Annotated in this window: 15 protein-coding genes; 6 read left to right on the top strand and 9 right to left on the bottom strand. The window is 67.9% G+C overall.

Annotated features, from left to right (window positions below; translation table 11 throughout):
- Positions 1 to 31 precede the first annotated feature (31 nt).
- From uvrB to DV707_RS00800, 3 genes are all read left to right on the top strand, one after another.
- Positions 32 to 2,158, top strand: a complete 2,127-nt coding sequence (gene uvrB, locus DV707_RS00810; protein WP_103991066.1) for an excinuclease ABC subunit UvrB — start codon at positions 32 to 34, stop codon at positions 2,156 to 2,158.
- Between the two features lie 392 nt (positions 2,159 to 2,550).
- A complete protein-coding gene (locus tag DV707_RS00805; RefSeq protein ID WP_103991067.1) occupies positions 2,551 to 3,672 on the top strand; it encodes a sulfite exporter TauE/SafE family protein in 1,122 nt (373 codons plus the stop codon).
- 1 nt (position 3,673) lies between these two features.
- Positions 3,674 to 4,135, top strand: coding sequence for a universal stress protein (locus DV707_RS00800; protein WP_103991068.1), 462 nt, complete (start codon positions 3,674 to 3,676; stop codon positions 4,133 to 4,135).
- Here the strand turns inward: DV707_RS00800 and DV707_RS18540 are convergent.
- The 3 genes from DV707_RS18540 to DV707_RS00795 all read right to left on the bottom strand — a co-directional run bounded on the left by DV707_RS18540 (position 4,132) and on the right by DV707_RS00795 (position 5,729).
- Positions 4,132 to 4,290, bottom strand: coding sequence for a hypothetical protein (locus tag DV707_RS18540; RefSeq protein WP_170216799.1), 159 nt, complete (start codon positions 4,288 to 4,290; stop codon positions 4,132 to 4,134). The two genes, DV707_RS00800 and DV707_RS18540, sit on opposite strands and share 4 nt — an antisense overlap.
- A gap of 26 nt (positions 4,291 to 4,316) precedes the next feature.
- Complete coding sequence (locus DV707_RS18535) at positions 4,317 to 4,472, bottom strand: hypothetical protein (protein ID WP_170216798.1); 156 nt, start codon at positions 4,470 to 4,472, stop codon at positions 4,317 to 4,319.
- 75 nt (positions 4,473 to 4,547) lie between these two features.
- Positions 4,548 to 5,729 (bottom strand): SPFH domain-containing protein, encoded by a 1,182-nt coding sequence (locus tag DV707_RS00795; RefSeq protein ID WP_103991069.1) that lies wholly within the window; start codon positions 5,727 to 5,729, stop codon positions 4,548 to 4,550.
- 142 nt (positions 5,730 to 5,871) lie between these two features.
- On the opposite strand from DV707_RS00795, the gene DV707_RS00790 reads away from it, so the two are divergent.
- Complete coding sequence (locus DV707_RS00790; RefSeq protein ID WP_103991070.1) at positions 5,872 to 6,072, top strand: DUF7554 family protein; 201 nt, start codon at positions 5,872 to 5,874, stop codon at positions 6,070 to 6,072.
- A gap of 42 nt (positions 6,073 to 6,114) precedes the next feature.
- Here DV707_RS00790 and DV707_RS00785 read toward each other — a convergent pair whose 3' ends face one another.
- Positions 6,115 to 6,681: a hypothetical protein gene (locus tag DV707_RS00785; RefSeq protein WP_103991071.1), complete on the bottom strand. Its 567-nt coding sequence runs from the start codon at positions 6,679 to 6,681 to the stop codon at positions 6,115 to 6,117.
- Between the two features lie 86 nt (positions 6,682 to 6,767).
- Between DV707_RS00785 and DV707_RS00780 the strand changes: the two genes are divergently transcribed.
- On the top strand, positions 6,768 to 7,286 hold the full coding sequence (locus DV707_RS00780) for a 2'-5' RNA ligase family protein (RefSeq protein WP_103991072.1): 519 nt from the start codon (positions 6,768 to 6,770) through the stop codon (positions 7,284 to 7,286).
- A gap of 120 nt (positions 7,287 to 7,406) precedes the next feature.
- Here DV707_RS00780 and DV707_RS00775 read toward each other — a convergent pair whose 3' ends face one another.
- Entirely contained in the window at positions 7,407 to 8,777 is a 1,371-nt protein-coding gene (locus DV707_RS00775; RefSeq protein WP_103991073.1) for a cytochrome P450, read from the bottom strand.
- 141 nt (positions 8,778 to 8,918) lie between these two features.
- On the bottom strand, positions 8,919 to 11,027 hold the full coding sequence (locus tag DV707_RS00770) for an ATP-dependent DNA helicase (RefSeq protein ID WP_103991280.1): 2,109 nt from the start codon (positions 11,025 to 11,027) through the stop codon (positions 8,919 to 8,921).
- Positions 11,028 to 11,259: 232 nt separating this feature from the next.
- On the opposite strand from DV707_RS00770, the gene DV707_RS00765 reads away from it, so the two are divergent.
- Positions 11,260 to 11,721 (top strand): DUF6789 family protein, encoded by a 462-nt coding sequence (locus tag DV707_RS00765; protein WP_103991074.1) that lies wholly within the window; start codon positions 11,260 to 11,262, stop codon positions 11,719 to 11,721.
- A gap of 51 nt (positions 11,722 to 11,772) precedes the next feature.
- Here DV707_RS00765 and DV707_RS00760 read toward each other — a convergent pair whose 3' ends face one another.
- From DV707_RS00760 to DV707_RS00750, 3 genes are all read right to left on the bottom strand, one after another.
- Positions 11,773 to 12,255 carry a phosphate-starvation-inducible PsiE family protein gene (locus tag DV707_RS00760; RefSeq protein WP_235010736.1) on the bottom strand — a complete coding sequence of 161 codons (483 nt, stop codon included), beginning with the start codon at positions 12,253 to 12,255 and terminating at the stop codon, positions 11,773 to 11,775.
- A gap of 194 nt (positions 12,256 to 12,449) precedes the next feature.
- Entirely contained in the window at positions 12,450 to 13,349 is a 900-nt protein-coding gene (gene argF / locus DV707_RS00755; protein WP_103991282.1) for an ornithine carbamoyltransferase, read from the bottom strand.
- A 5-nt stretch (positions 13,350 to 13,354) separates the two neighbouring features.
- Positions 13,355 to 14,416 (bottom strand): [LysW]-lysine hydrolase, encoded by a 1,062-nt coding sequence (locus tag DV707_RS00750; protein WP_235010754.1) that lies wholly within the window; start codon positions 14,414 to 14,416, stop codon positions 13,355 to 13,357.
- Positions 14,417 to 14,418 lie beyond the last annotated feature (2 nt).

The raw sequence follows: 14,418 nt of genomic DNA, 5'->3' as shown, positions 1-14,418 counted from the left end.
CTCAAGTGCCTGTACGCCCAACGGAGTTCCGATGAGCGACACCTCCGGGTCGAGTCCGCTCTCGCCCGACGAGCCGGCCGCAGAGCGGGCGTTCCGCGTCGACGCCCCGTTCGAGCCGGCGGGCGACCAGCCCGACGCCATCGAGCAACTGGCCGAGGGCTTCGAGTCGGGAATGGAGAAACAGACCCTCCTGGGCGTCACGGGATCGGGCAAGACCAACACCGTCTCGTGGACGATAGAGGCGCTCCAGCAGCCCACGCTGGTCATCGCACACAACAAGACGCTCGCCGCGCAGCTTTATGAGGAGTTCAAGAACCTCTTTCCGGACAACGCCGTCGAGTACTTCGTCTCCTACTACGACTACTACCAGCCGGAGGCCTACGTCGAACAGACCGACACCTACATCGACAAGGACATGTCGATCAACGAGGAGATCGACCGGCTGCGACACTCCGCGACGCGGTCGCTTCTGACTCGCGAGGACGTCATCGTCGTCGCCTCGGTCTCGGCGATCTACGGGCTGGGCGACCCGAAGAACTACACCGATATGGCGCTGCGGGTCGAGCGGAACGAGCGGCTCGACCGCGACGAACTGCTGGCGAAACTGGTCGACCTGAACTACGAGCGCAACGACGTCGACTTCCAACAGGGGACGTTCCGCGTCCGCGGCGACACCGTCGAGGTGTACCCGATGTACGGCCGCTACGCCGTCCGCATCGAGTTCTGGGGCGACGAGGTCGACCGGCTGACGAAGCTCGATCCCCTGAATGGAGAAGTCGTCTCCGAGGAGCCCGCCACCCTGATCCACCCCGCCGAGCACTACTCGATACCCGAGGAGCAGTTAGAGGAGGCGATCTCGGAGATCGAGCAGTTGATGGAAGAGCGCGTGAAGTACTTCGAGCGGCAGGGCGACCTCGTCGCCGCCCAGCGGATCGAAGAGCGCACGACGTTCGACATCGAGATGCTCCGGGAGACGGGCTACTGCTCGGGCATCGAGAACTATTCAGTGCATATGTCCGACCGCGACACCGGCGAGGCGCCCTACACGCTCTTGGATTACTTCCCCGAGGACTTCCTCACCGTCGTCGACGAGTCCCACCAGACCCTACCGCAGATCCGCGGACAGTACGCCGGGGACAAATCGCGAAAGGACTCGCTGGTCGAGAACGGCTTTCGACTCCCGACGGCGTACGACAACCGCCCGCTGACCTTCGAGGAGTTCGAGGAGAAGACCGACCGGACGCTCTACGTGTCGGCGACGCCCGGCGACTACGAGCGCGAGCAGAGCGAACAGATCGTCGAGCAGATCGTTCGCCCGACCCACCTCGTCGACCCCGCGATCGAAGTCGAAGACGCCACGGGCCAGGTCGACGACCTGCTGGACCGGATCGACGAGCGGATCGAGCGCGAGGAGCGCGTGCTGGTCACGACGCTCACCAAGCGGATGGCCGAGGACCTCACGGAGTTCTTAGAGGAGTCCGGCGTCGACGTGGCGTACATGCACGACGAGACCGACACCCTAGAGCGCCACGAGTTGATCCGCGACCTCAGGTTGGGGAACATCGACGTGCTCGTCGGCATCAACCTCCTCAGGGAGGGCCTCGACATCCCCGAGGTGTCGCTCGTGGCCATCCTCGACGCCGATCAGGAGGGCTTCCTCCGCTCGGAGACGACGCTCGTCCAGACGATGGGGCGGGCCGCGCGGAACGTCGAGGGCGAGGTCGTCCTCTACGCCGACGAGACGACCGACTCGATGGCCGCCGCGATCGAGGAGACGCAGCGCCGCCGGCGGATCCAGCGGGAGTACAACGAGGAGCACGGCTTCGAGCCGAAGACGATCGAGAAGGCGGTCGGCGAGACGAACCTCCCGGGGAGCGGCGACCGGAGCGAGCGCTCTCCGACCGACGAGCCGAGCGACGGAGACGAGGCGCGCGAGCAGATCGCGTACCTGGAAGAGCGGATGTCGGAAGCCGCCGACAACCTCGAATTCGAACTCGCGGCCGACATCCGCGATCGGATCCGAGAGCTCCGACAGGAGTTCGGGATCCGGGAGGACGACGAGGAGTCCCGCGGCGACGACGGCGTCGATCCCGGCGTCGATCCGCTGGATGAGACCGACCGCTCGGTCGACGACGGGATCCCACCGGAAGACGGCTGACGGCGACGGCGACTACGGGCAGGTGCGACCGGAACGACGACGCTGCTTCGTGCGGTCGCGACGACGACACGGCTCCGTGCGTGAGCGGATCTCACAGAAGGACCCGAACCTCAAGATTTATTCTTCGGTCGTCGCTATCCGGCGGCTACGATGTATTCGGAGTCGGTCGTCGTCGGTATCGGGAACGAACGCCGCCGGAACGCACTCGGAGGGCTCACGTAAATGAGCCGCCGTCGTGGGCCCGTGGCCGGGGGAACCGACGTGGCGGTTCGGAGATCGGATGCGGACGCCCCGAGATCCGGCGCGGTCGAACCGTCGACCCGGACCGAGGCGACCGATTTCTCGATCGTACGGCGACCGACTGTTCTCGACGACTGAACCAACAGACACCGATGAAATCAACCTCCTACAGCCGTGTCCAGCGGTCGTTCCTCCGGTATCAACACGTGTTCGTCTTTCTCGCACCGATCGTCTTCATCGTCGGCGTGTTCTTCGGCGCGCCCACGCCGTCGGAGGCGGGGGCGAGCTACTGGCTGGAGTACTGGTGGCTGTTCCCGGCGTTCCTGCTCGGAGCCACGATCGTCAACACCGTCGGGATCAGCGGGTCGGCGATCTTCGTGCCGTTCCTCATCTTCGTGTACCCCCTGTTCGCGAGCCCGCTGGACCCGCCGACGATCGTGAAGGTCGGGCTCATAAGCGAGGCGTTCGGCCTGTCGAGTTCGTCGATCGCGTTCATCCAGTACGGGCTCGTCGACCGCCGCCTGGCGCTCGCGCTCGTCGGCGGGGCGGTCCCGTTCGTCGTCGCCGGCGCGCTCCTGTCGTTCGTCATCCCCGAGCCGCTCTTCCACGGACTGCTCGGGGTCGCGTTGCTTTCGGCGTCGTACCTCCTGTTCAAGGCCGATCTCGATCACGAGAGCGACGCCACCGACGACACCGACGACGCCGAGGACGACGCGAGTCCGTCGGCCGACGGCGACGTCGAGACCGCGATCGACGGCGGTCACGCGGAGATGCCGAACGATCCCGGGAAGCTCGGTCCCGCCGGCGTCCGAACCGACGAGGACGGCAACGTGACGCGGATCGACCGCGAGGGCGACGACTACCGGTACACCCGCGAGGGGTACCTGCGCCGCTTCGCAAACTACAGCATCGGCGGGACGTTCCAGGGACTTGCCGGCTTCGGCGTCGGCGAACTCGGGATCATCTCGATGCTCGGCACGAAGGTCCCCGTCCGGGTCGCTATCGGGACGAACCACATCGTCGTCGCGCTCACGGCCATCCTGGCCTCGCTGGTCCACGTGTTCGGCGGCGGCCTCGTCGGCGGCCACAGCCTCAGTCTCGCCTCGACGCCGTGGAACATGGTCGTCTTCACCGTGCCGGCGACGGTGACGGGCGGACAGGTCGCCCCGTACGTCTCGAACGCGCTCAGCACGTCGACGATCAAGGCGTTCGTGGGCGGGCTGTTCGCGGTCATTTCGATCGCGCTGTTCCTGATGGCGCTCGGGGGGGTCTGAGATGTACGAGCGGATACTCCTGCCGACGGACGGCAGCGACGCGTCGCTGGCCGCGGCCGCGCACGCCGGATCGCTCTCCCGGACGACGGGGGCGACGGTCCACGTGGTCTCGGTCGCGGACAGCCGAAACCGGTTCGAGAGCCCGAGCAGCGGTCTCGCCCCGGACGCCTGGCGCGAGGCCGAAAACGAACGCGCGACGGCGGCGATCGAGAAGACGATCGGGGAACTACCGGAAGCGGTAGAAACCGAACGGACGGTCGTCACCGGGATCCCGCAGGACGAGATCGTCGACCTCGTCGAGGAGGCGGCCGCCGACGTCGTCGTGATGGGGACTCACGGACGAGCGGGGATCGACCGCTACCTGATCGGAAGCGTCACGGAGCGGGTGGTCCGTCGCTCGCCGGTCCCCGTGCTGACCGTCCAGGGCACCCGCGGGCAGGACGACTCGGCGACGAGCGATTAAGCGGACTCGTCCTCACTGACGGCGTCGGCGGACCTCTCCGAACGCCGCGAGCGGTACAGGTTGACGCCTAACCCGGCGACGAACGCGAGGAAGCCGACGGCGACGATCCACAGCGCGCTGGGATGTTCGAGTCCCAGATGAAGCGGTACGGGCATCGGACGGTGGTGCGTCGGGCGGCCACCTAACTGCTTCTATCTTCGATCGCGTCGACGCGCATCTCGACGTATCGGCGTGGCCACTCGAGGAGGTGTCGTTTCACCCGGTGTAGTACGCCGTGGTCCCGCGTCGACGGTGTGCGCTCGCCGCCGGAGATCCCTGGGCCGCGCTCGTGGCTCATATGGTAGTGTCTCTCAGGGCGAGGAATAACAGTAACGATTGTTCGTGTACTCGATCCCCGTCGGGCCTCCCGCGGCTACTGCGTCTCGTAGGACTCCTCGATGTTCAGATCGACGTCCGCCTCGGCCTCCGGCTCCCCGTCGTCGCCGCCGGGCAGGTCGCCGACGGCGTCGACGCCCTCGATCTCCTCGACCGCGGCGGCGATCTCGTCGATCTCGTCCAGACCCAGCAGTTCGCGCGTCTCGGCGTCGAAGTCGAGACTCTCCAAGCCGGCGGACTCCTGGACGTCCGAGTCGGTCAGTCCCCGACCGTAGCGGCCGAGGAGACTCGTGAGTTCCTGCGGGAGGACGTACGTCGTCGACGGCGACGTCCCGATCGTGGTCAGCGCCTCCAGTCCGCGGTCGACGATCGCGCGCTCGCCCATCGACTCGGCGGACTTCGCCCGCAGGACCGTCGAGATGGCGTCGCCCTGCGCTTCGAGGATCTGGCTCTGCTTTTCCCCCTGCGCGCGGATGATGTTCGACTGCTTTTCCCCCTCGGCCTGCTCGACCGCAGAGCGCCGTTCACCCTGCGCTTCGAGGATCATCGCCCGCCGGCGACGCTCGGCCGAGGACTGCTCCTCCATCGCGTCCTCGACGGCCGCGCTGGGCTTGACGCTGCGGACCTCGACGCTCTCGACGCGGATCCCCCACTCGTCGGTCGGCTCGTCGAGTTCCTCGTTGATCCGGCGGTTGATCTTCTCGCGTTCGGAGAGCGTCTCGTCGAGTTCCATATCGCCGAGGACCGCCCGTAGCGTCGTCTGCGCGAGGTTCGAGACGGCACGCCGGTAGTTGTCGACCTCCAGAAACGCCCGCTTCGCGTCCATCACGCGGATGTAGACGACCGCGTCGGCGACGACGGGCGAGTTGTCCCGGGTGATCGCCTCCTGCTTCGGCACGTCGAGCGTCTGCGTCCGCATGTCGAAGACGTACGTCTTCGAGACGAACGGCGGGACGAAGTTGATCCCGGGTTCGAGCAGTTTCCGGTACTCGCCGAACACCGTGAGCGCCCGCTTCTCGTAGGCGTCGACGATCTCGACGGCGCTGTAGACCGCCGCGATCGCCAGCGCGAGGAAAGCGAGGCCGACGGCGGCCGTCGGATCGCCGCCGAAGACGGTGCCGGCGATCAGGAGGGCGGCGGCGACGGTCGCGGCAGGGAGGAGCCAACCCGGGAGCCCTCGCGCGGAGAGTCGACCGAGTTCGCGGAAGAGGTTCGCCATAGGGGACCTTGTGAGCCTGTGGCATTAAGGATGTCCCGGCGAGCGAGTGCCGAAGGCGCCCGAGAGCGCGTTTCTCGACGCTCGATTCCGGGCGATCGGGCGGACCCGAAGGCACTTGAGGATGGCCGGTCAGGGGCCAGGTATGCGTTTACCGAGCCCCGGCGGCGACCGCGCGGCACTGGAGGTGGAGGACCTGCTGAAGATCGTCCTGGTCCTCGTCGTCATCCTGCTCGTCCTCGAAATCTTAGACGCCGCGTTCGGACTCCTTTTCGGCTTCGCCGGCCCACTCGTGGGGCTGGTTATCATCGTCCTGATCGTCCTGTGGCTGCTCGATCGGATCTGATCGCCCCGGCTGCGTCGCCGACGCGGTCCTTCGAGAGGGGGGCTACGGACAGTCGCTCTCGTCTACGGGGCGTCGATCGGGGCCCTGCTCGACCGCCCTCGCCGCCCCCGACTCCAGATTCACGAGCACCGCCCGTCCGCCGTAGCCGTGCGTCCGGTCGTGACCCCGGACGACGACGCAGGAGACGTCCGAGGGGATCTCGACGGTGTCCGAGCGGGTGAACGGCTGCCGGGAGTGGGCGTGGAGTAGCTCGCGTCGACCGAGTCGCGTCCCGTCGAGGCGCTCGACCTGCCACCAGTTCGCGTACCCATCTTCGCCGTCGTCGTCGTGGTGTAGCGCCACGTCGAAGGTGTAGCTCTCGCCGTCGGCCTCGAACGCCACATCGACGACGTTCGCCTCTCGGAGGTCGAGTTCCGACGCCGGGGTAGCACCGGTGGCGCTCGCCGTCGACCCGCCGTCGCCCTCGTCGCCCGGTTCGGCCGTCGATCCGCCGTCGTCGCCCTCGGCACCCTCTGAACCGCCGCTGCAACCCGCAAACAGCCCGATCCCGGACGCTCCCGCCAGTCCCGCGAGCAGTTCCCGCCGGGAAGTCGAGAGCGGGGTTCTCATACCCGGAGATCACTCCCAGCGACAATAACGCTCACGGCGAGTCCGCTCCCGACGGCTTCTTGCCCGCCGGAACCTCATTCCCGAGCGTGTTCAGTCTGAACGTCCCCGTTCCGGGACAGGTCGCGCGGCTCGCCTCGGAGCTCCACCCGGAGCTCACGCGCTTCGAGCGGATCCGCGAGCGCCACTCGCTTTTGGCGAAGCGCTTCGACACCGCGCTCGACGACGACGCCGACTCGCTGCCGCGACTCCGCGAGCGGCTCCGACCGCTGTTGCGGAGCCACGACGCGGGGAGCCTCGACCTGCGGGTGACCGGCCTCGACTACTTCGAGACGCCGCCGCGCGGCCCCGGGCCGGTGGTCTACCTCGTCGTCGAGAGCGCCGACCTCGACGCGCTCCACCGTCGGCTCTGTGAGTCGTTCGGGACGGTCGAGGGGATGGAGGGCGAAGAGTACGACCCGCACGTGACGCTGGCCCGCGGCGGACGGATCGCAGACGCCACCGACCTGATCGAGCGAACGAGCATCGAACCGGTCGCGTGGACGACCGAAGAGCTACGAATCAGGGATTCTCGGTACCGCGAGGATGCCGCGCGGATCCGACTGTGAGGTGTCGTCGGCGGGATCCGACTGTGAGGGACCGTCGGCAGGACCCGTCGTGAGGTGTCGTCGGCGCCGCGGGCGACGGCGCTGGACGGACGGTCCGGCGCGGGCCGCCGCACGAACGCGTCAGGACCGCGGTCGGACCCGCATCGACACCGGTTCCTCGGGGTGCATCGTCAGCGACCCGCGGAGGTCGAGCGGTCCCTCACGGGCGGCGTCGAGTTCGTATTCCCGAGCCACGGTCGCGACGATGAGTTTCGCCTCCAGCATCGAGAGGTGCTTTCCGATGCAGTGGCGCGGCCCGCCGCCGAACGGGAAGTACGCGAACCGCGGTCGGTCCGCGCGGCGTTCGGGGAGCCACCGATCGGGGTCGAACGCCTCGGGATCGTCGTACCACCGCGCCGAGCGGTGAGTGGCCCACTGCGAGAGCATCACGGCCGACCCGCGCGGGATCCGATACCCGCCCAGTCGGACGTCGACCTTCGGTTCGCGGAAGATCACGTACACCGGCGGGTACAGCCGCATCGCCTCCTGGATCACCCGTTCGAGGTAGTCGAGGTCCCGCGCGTCGGCCGCGGTCGGCGGCGCGTCGCCGCAGACCTCGTCGACTTCGGCCTGGACCCGGGCCTCGACAGAGGGGTGCTCCGAGAGGAGGTACCACGTGTACGTCAGCGTCAGCGCGGTGGTGTCGTGGCCGGCGAGCAGCATCGTCATCAGTTCGTCGCGGAGCTGGTCGTCGCTCTGCTCGCCGCGGCGCTGCGCCCGCAACAGGATCGACAGCAGGTCCATCGGTTCGTCCCCGTCGGCGGAGCCGGCGGCCGGATCGACCGCGGGGTCGTCCTCGGTGCCGCGACGCTCGGCGACGACGTCGTCGATGACGCCCTCGAGCGTCCGAACGGAGTCGCGGTAGGCGCGGTTCTCCCGCGTCGGGGCCCAGTCGGGGACGAGAAACCGCATCGGATCCGGCTCGAAGCGCTGCCCGAGCGGTTCGAGGTGCTCCTGGATCGTCCGCGTCTGCTCGTCGGTGAGCTTCGAACCGAACATCGCCTCGACGATGATCCGAACGGTCACGCGAGCCATATCGAGGTTGACGTCCCGCAGGTCGCCGGCCTCCCACGCGTCGACCATCTCCCGCGCGTGGCGGGCGATCAGTTCGTCCATCGACGAGACTCGATCGGGGGAGAACGCCGGCTGGGCGAGTTGCCGCTGCTTCCGCCACGTCTCGCCCTCGCTGAGCAGCAGGCCGTCGCCGAGCAGCGTCCCGATGGCGTCGTCCTGGAAGTCGGGCTTCCGGTAGGTCGCGTCGTCGGCGACGAGCACCCGCTCTACGTCCGCCGGGTTGGTGAGCAGGTACGTCTCCAGCGGGCCGAGGTCGAACCGGACGACGTCGCCGTAGGCGGCCTCGACGCTCGCGAGGAACGTGAAGGGGTCGCGCGCGTACTGGCGGCTGTTCCCGAACAGCGGTACGCCCGCGGGACCGGGGGGCTTCGTACGCATCGAAGAGTAGTTGGACTGGAAGCGTATGAGCCGTTCGGCCGTTTCGACCGGGTCGGTTCCGCGGGCGGGCGGCCCTCGGCCGGCGGTCCCGTAACACGGCCATCGAAACGTCCCGCAACACGGCCATCGAAACGCCCAGCGCTACGGCCGCGGCGGCGGTCCCTCGTAGGCGTCGAGGTCGGCGTAGAAGTTCAGCATCGAGAACTTCAGTTTAGTCGGCGCGACGTCGACGAGTTCGGCCCGCTCCTCCCGCGGGAAGCTCTCGCGAACGCCGTACTTCCCCATCTCGACGCTCTTCTGCGTGTAGCGCTTGTCGACGAGCAGCCGAACGCCGAAGTCGTCGGGGGCGCGGATGACGCGTCCGAGCGCCTGCCGCGTCTTCCGGATCGTCGGGATCTCGACCGCGTAGCGCCAGCCCGCACCGTCCCGTTCGTCGTAGGCGCGGTCGTAGGCGTCCTGGATCGCCTCCAGTCTCTCAGAGAGGTGCGGGTACGGGACGCCGACGACCGCGACGGTCCGAGCGTCGTCGCCGTCGAAGCTCACCCCCTCCGCGAGCGTCCCCCACAGCGAAGTGAAGAGCGTCGCGTCGTCGCTCTCGACGAACGACTGCCGGAGGGACTCCGTGTCGACGTCCGAGCCGTCGAGCAGGAGCTGACTTTCTACGTCGGACCGACCCCGGAGACGGTCGTGGTACCGCTCGGCCTCGGCGTACGAAGGGAAGAACAGAAGCGCGTTCCCGGGCGTGAAGCGTGCGGCGTCCGCCAGTACGTCCGCGATCGCCAACTGCGTGTCGGGGTCCGCGCGGTCGGAACTGAAGAGCGCCGGCGCTTCCACGGCGAGCGTCCGGCGGCGGTCCTCCGGGTATTCGAGCCCGTAGGCCATCGTCGCCGGATCCTCGACGCCGAGGACGTCCTCTAAGACGTCGAAGGGGCGCAGCGTCGCCGACATCAGGATGCTCGCGTGGACCTCCTCGAACAGCGTCTCGGTGACCTCTCTCGGGATGCAGGTGTACAGTTCCGCGCGCCCGTACACCTCGTCGGTGCCTGAGTCGCGACGCACCGAGCACAGCGGGTGCTGGCCGAGTTTCCCGCCGTCGGCCATCCACGAGGCGACGAACTGCGCGGCCTGCAGGGTCTGACACTCCGTCCGCGTCGTCGCCTCGCCCTCGCGGTAGGCTTCCTCGTACTCCCGGTCGAGGGTTCTCCCGAGTTGGAGCGCGAGGTCGACCTCCGCGTCGATGCCGCGGCCCTCGTAGCGCTCCAGGAAGGCGAGCGTCAGGTCGTCTCTCCGATCCGAGTTCGCGATCGAGAGATCGTGCCAGTCGTCGCTCACCTGCTCGCGCTCGCCGAACCCCAGCGCGTCGTCGTACGTCGCCCGCAACGCCCCCAGGAACGCCGAGAGGACGTTCTCGGCCGGTTCCGCGCGGGAGTCGTCGGCGTCCTCCAGCTCCGAGAGCGCCTCTTCGAGGGTGTTCTCCGTCAGGGCCCGGCTCGCGTGGTCGCGGGCGGCCGACTCGATGTTGTGGGCCTCGTCGAAGACGGTCACGACGTCCTCGGGCTCGCGACCCAGCCACCGGAAGAACTGCTCGCGGATGTTCGGATCCAGCAGGTGGTGGTAGTTGCAGACGACCAGATCGACGGCTTCCATCCCCTCCTTGAGCAGTTCGTAACCGCAGAGCTGTCGCTCCTCGGCGTACTCGTAGATCTCCTCGGGCGTCCGGACGTCCGCGAAGAGCCACTCGAAGAACTCGTCGTTCGACCCGACGAGGTTGTTGTAGTAGTGCTCGCAGACGTTGCCGTCGCGCAAGTCTTCGAGTTCGGACTCGACCGTGTCGAGTTCGTCGGTCACGGCGCTGCGGGCCTCGCCCGCACCCTCCGCGCCCTCGCGAATTCGATCCAAGAGCGCCTCGGCCTGCTCTGTGAGTTCGGCGCGCTCTTCTTCTTTCTCCACGAGCGTCCGGGTCGTATCCCGCAGCGTCTGACACTCCTGGTACTCGACGTCGATGTGGCACATCGAGGACTTGCCCTTGAAGACGACCGCCCGCACCGGTTCCTCCTGCGTGATGGCTCGGGCATCGGACACGAACTGCCGCATCTGCTGGTGGACGTTGGTGGTGATGACCACCGTCTTGTCGGTCCGCTGGGCGTACTCGAGCGCCGGAACGAGCGCCGAGAGCGTTTTCCCGGTTCCAGGCGCCCCTTCGAGGAGCACGTCCCGCTGGTCGTCTAACGCCTCGGCGATCTCCGCCATCGCCGAGCGCTGGTTCGGATACGGCTCCTCGTAGGGGAAGAACCGCTCGTACTCGCCGGTCGTCGACACGGTGGTCTCTCCGCCCTCCTCGAATTAAAAGCCTCGGACGGTCGGCACGGCCGAATCCGACCTAGAGAGGGACGGTACCATATGACATAATTCTATCGGCCTCGTGCGTCCGGACCGCGCCGCCGAGGTGGCGTTATTCGGACGGACGCGGTCTCCCCCTAGTATGGCGACCGAAACGAACACGACGACGACAGCACAGGTAACCGAGAACACGTGGCAGTACGGCGTCGCCGCCGGCGTCGTGGCGGGCATCGTGATGGGCGCGCTGATGGTGATGCAGATGCGCCCCGTCCTCGAAGTCGCGATCCCCTCGATGTACTTCCTCTCGGGCGGCGCCGCGGGGTTCACGATTCACGTGGCCCACGGGGCGGTGTTGGGGATGGTCTTCGCCGCGCTCGCCTCGACGCAGGCCGACCTGACGACGGCGAAGAGTCTGGCCTTCGGCGTCGGCTACGGCGTGGTCCTGTGGGTCGCCCTCGCCGTCCTCGTGATGCCGGTCTGGCTCTCGGCCGTCGGCTCGCCGGCGAACCCGCCCCTGCCGAACGTGAGCGTGATGAGCCTCGTCGGCCACGTGGTCTACGGCGCGGTCCTCGGCGGCGTCTACGCCGGCCTGCAGGGACGCTGACGCGGGACGGCGGCGATCCGAGCGCGGTCGCCTCCGTCGGATCACCGCGGTTCAGTCGCCGACCACCCGCTGCTCGACGAGGAGGATGACGCCCAGTCCGACCAGCGCGAGCGTGTAGGCGGCCGCCGCCAGGAGCGCGTCCCCGGTCGTCGCGTACTCGCCGGTCCGGAAGATGATCACCTTTCGGACCATCGCGATGATCCCGGTGTAGATGATCAGGCGGACGATCCTGCGGGTCTCGCTCCGCCGGGTGTAGGCGATGACCGTCTGGTAGACCTCGACGATTATCAGGAGCAACAGCCCCGTGTCGATGATGTCGATGACGGCCAGCGGGTCGGTGATGTTCCCGTCGGCCGCGGTCTCGACGATCTGAAGGGCGAGGTCGACGACGCCGATGGCGAAAAGGAGCGCGAAGATCGCCGCCGCGGCGAGTTCGACGACGTTGATGAAGTCCTCGATGCGACTCGCTGTTCGGTCGATCCACGCGTCGAGCCGCCGCGGCGGGGCCTCGGAGTCCGCGTCCGGGTCGTCCATCATGCGAACGTCGCTACCCGGTTCTTCGACCACAGGCAGATAAAAGCGGTCGCCGTCGGTGGGGGTACCGCCGGTGCACCGATGGCGGACGGTATCGATACCGGTAGCCGATTCATAACGACTACTCTCGTCTCGTACCGCCGAGCGCCGGCAACGGGGGTGCGCTCGGCGGTGAGAAGTGAGGGTAACCAGTATCAGGCGTCGAGCAGTTCGACGAGCAGCCCCTTCTGGGCGTGCAGGCGGTTCTCGGCCTGGTCCCAGACGAGCGCGCGGTCGGATTCGAGCACGTCGTCGGTGATCTCCTCGCCGCGGTGGGCGGGCAGACAGTGCATCACCTGCGCGTCGGAGTCGGCGAGCAGGCGCTCGTTCACCTGGTAGCCGTCGAAGGCCGCCAGTTTCTCGTGACGCTGGTCCTCCTGGCCCATCGAGATCCACACGTCGGTGTAGACGACGTCGGCGTCGTCGACGGCGTCCTTCGGGTCGTCGACGATCGTCGGCTCGTGGCCGAGGTCCGCCGCCTGTTCGAGGACGTCGTCGTCCATCCCGTAGTCCTCCGGCGTCGCGACCGTCAGATCCAGTCCGACCATCGCCGCGCCGATCACGAACGACTGGCCGACGTTGTTGCCGTCGCCGACCCAGGCGGCCTGCACGTCGTCGAAGCCGCCGAAGGCCTCGTCGATCGTCAACAGGTCCGCGAGCGTCTGACAGGGGTGGGCGTCGTCGGTGAGGCCGTTGACGACCGGGACGTCGGAGTACTCGGCGATCTCCAGTAAGTCCTCGTGGTCGAACAGTCGGGCCATCACGGCGTCGACGTACCGCGAGAGGACCCGAGAGGTGTCAGAGAGGGGCTCGCCGTGACCGAGCTGGATGTCGTCGGGGCCGAGGAAGATGGCGTGGCCGCCGAGCTGTGTCATCCCGGTCTCGAAGGAGATCCGCGTGCGGGTGCTCGGCTTCTCGAAGAGCATCCCGAGCGTCTGATCGGAGAGTTGGACCGCGTCCTCTCCGGCCTTGATCGCGGCGGCGCGGTCGAGGACCGTCTGCAGTTCGTCGGTCGTCAGGTCGTCGATGTCGAGGAAGTGGTCGGTTTCGAGCATCTCTCTCACTCCTGTAGGCGCTCGCAGACGTCGACGAGCACGTCGATCGAGCTGTCGTACTCCGCGAGGTCGAGGTGTTCGTTCGGCGCGTGATCCAGCTCGGAGTCGCCGGGGCCGTAGGTCGCCATCGGGCAGTCCCACGTGCCGGCGAAGATGTTCATGTCGCTGGTCCCGGTCTTTCTGAGCAGCCTCGGCTCGCCGCCGGCCTCGCGGATCCCGACGCGGAACGCGCGGGCGACCTCCGTCCGTGGGCTGGTCATCACCGGCGGAATCGGCTTCTCCCAGTGGACGCCGCCGCGGGTGAGTTCGCCCTCGGCGACCTCCCTGATGTCGTCGATGGTGAACTTCGGCGGGACGCGGAACTGCACGTCGACGGTCGCCTCGACGGCGAGGCCGTCCTCGGTGGGACCGCCGTCGAAGCGGACCGGCTTCGTCGTCACGGTGTCGAAGACGCCGTCGGACTCGTCCTCGTCGAAGAACTCCGCGACGCTCGACCACCAGTTGACGGCCGACTGGATCGCGTTGTCCTCCGGGCGCGAGGAGTGGCCGAGTTCGCTCGTCGAGACGTACGTCCCCGAGAGGAAGCCGCGGTAGCCGAGCGTGATGCCGTCCCAGCCGGAGGGTTCGCCGTTGATGACCGCCTCGGGCGCGTCGCGGTCCTCGACGAGGTGCCACGCGCCGCGGGAACTGGTCTCCTCCTGGACGACGCCGACGAAGGAGACGCCGGTCTCGACGGCCGCGACGGCCATCGCCGCCAGCGGCCCAGTGGCGTCCACGCTCCCGCGACCCCACAGCACGCCGTTCTCGACCTTCACCGGGACGTCGCCGGGGACGGTGTCGATGTGAGAGGTCAGAAGCACCGAGTCGTCCGCGGGCGCGCGGACGTTGCCGACCTCGTCGATCCACACCTCGCGGTCGTGTTCCTCGAAGAAGGCCTTCAGGCGCTCGGTGGCGGCTCCCTCGTCACCCGAGGGAGAGGGGATCGAGACCAGGTCCGCGAGCAGCGTCTGCGCGTCGGTCAGCCCCTCGGTGAGGTTCTCTTCGACTTCGAAGACGCCGTGGTTCATCG

The sequence above is a fragment of the Halobellus limi genome (genome assembly GCF_004799685.1).
Lineage (GTDB): Archaea > Halobacteriota > Halobacteria > Halobacteriales > Haloferacaceae > Haloquadratum > Haloquadratum limi.
This window is presented reverse-complemented; position numbering and strand designations above follow the sequence as displayed.

Coding starts and splice junctions, on each gene's coding strand:
- DV707_RS00750 (WP_235010754.1), bottom strand. CDS start 14,416: ATGAACCACGGCGTCTTCGAAGTCGAAGAGAACCTCACCGAGGGGCTG.
- uvrB (WP_103991066.1), top strand. CDS start 32: ATGAGCGACACCTCCGGGTCGAGTCCGCTCTCGCCCGACGAGCCGGCC.
- DV707_RS18540 (WP_170216799.1), bottom strand. CDS start 4,290: ATGCCCGTACCGCTTCATCTGGGACTCGAACATCCCAGCGCGCTGTGG.
- DV707_RS00760 (WP_235010736.1), bottom strand. CDS start 12,255: ATGGACGACCCGGACGCGGACTCCGAGGCCCCGCCGCGGCGGCTCGAC.
- argF (WP_103991282.1), bottom strand. CDS start 13,349: ATGCTCGAAACCGACCACTTCCTCGACATCGACGACCTGACGACCGAC.
- DV707_RS00765 (WP_103991074.1), top strand. CDS start 11,260: ATGGCGACCGAAACGAACACGACGACGACAGCACAGGTAACCGAGAAC.
- DV707_RS00790 (WP_103991070.1), top strand. CDS start 5,872: ATGCGTTTACCGAGCCCCGGCGGCGACCGCGCGGCACTGGAGGTGGAG.
- DV707_RS18535 (WP_170216798.1), bottom strand. CDS start 4,472: ATGAGCCACGAGCGCGGCCCAGGGATCTCCGGCGGCGAGCGCACACCG.
- DV707_RS00770 (WP_103991280.1), bottom strand. CDS start 11,027: ATGGCGGAGATCGCCGAGGCGTTAGACGACCAGCGGGACGTGCTCCTC.
- DV707_RS00805 (WP_103991067.1), top strand. CDS start 2,551: ATGAAATCAACCTCCTACAGCCGTGTCCAGCGGTCGTTCCTCCGGTAT.
- DV707_RS00785 (WP_103991071.1), bottom strand. CDS start 6,681: ATGAGAACCCCGCTCTCGACTTCCCGGCGGGAACTGCTCGCGGGACTG.
- DV707_RS00795 (WP_103991069.1), bottom strand. CDS start 5,729: ATGGCGAACCTCTTCCGCGAACTCGGTCGACTCTCCGCGCGAGGGCTC.
- DV707_RS00775 (WP_103991073.1), bottom strand. CDS start 8,777: ATGCGTACGAAGCCCCCCGGTCCCGCGGGCGTACCGCTGTTCGGGAAC.
- DV707_RS00800 (WP_103991068.1), top strand. CDS start 3,674: ATGTACGAGCGGATACTCCTGCCGACGGACGGCAGCGACGCGTCGCTG.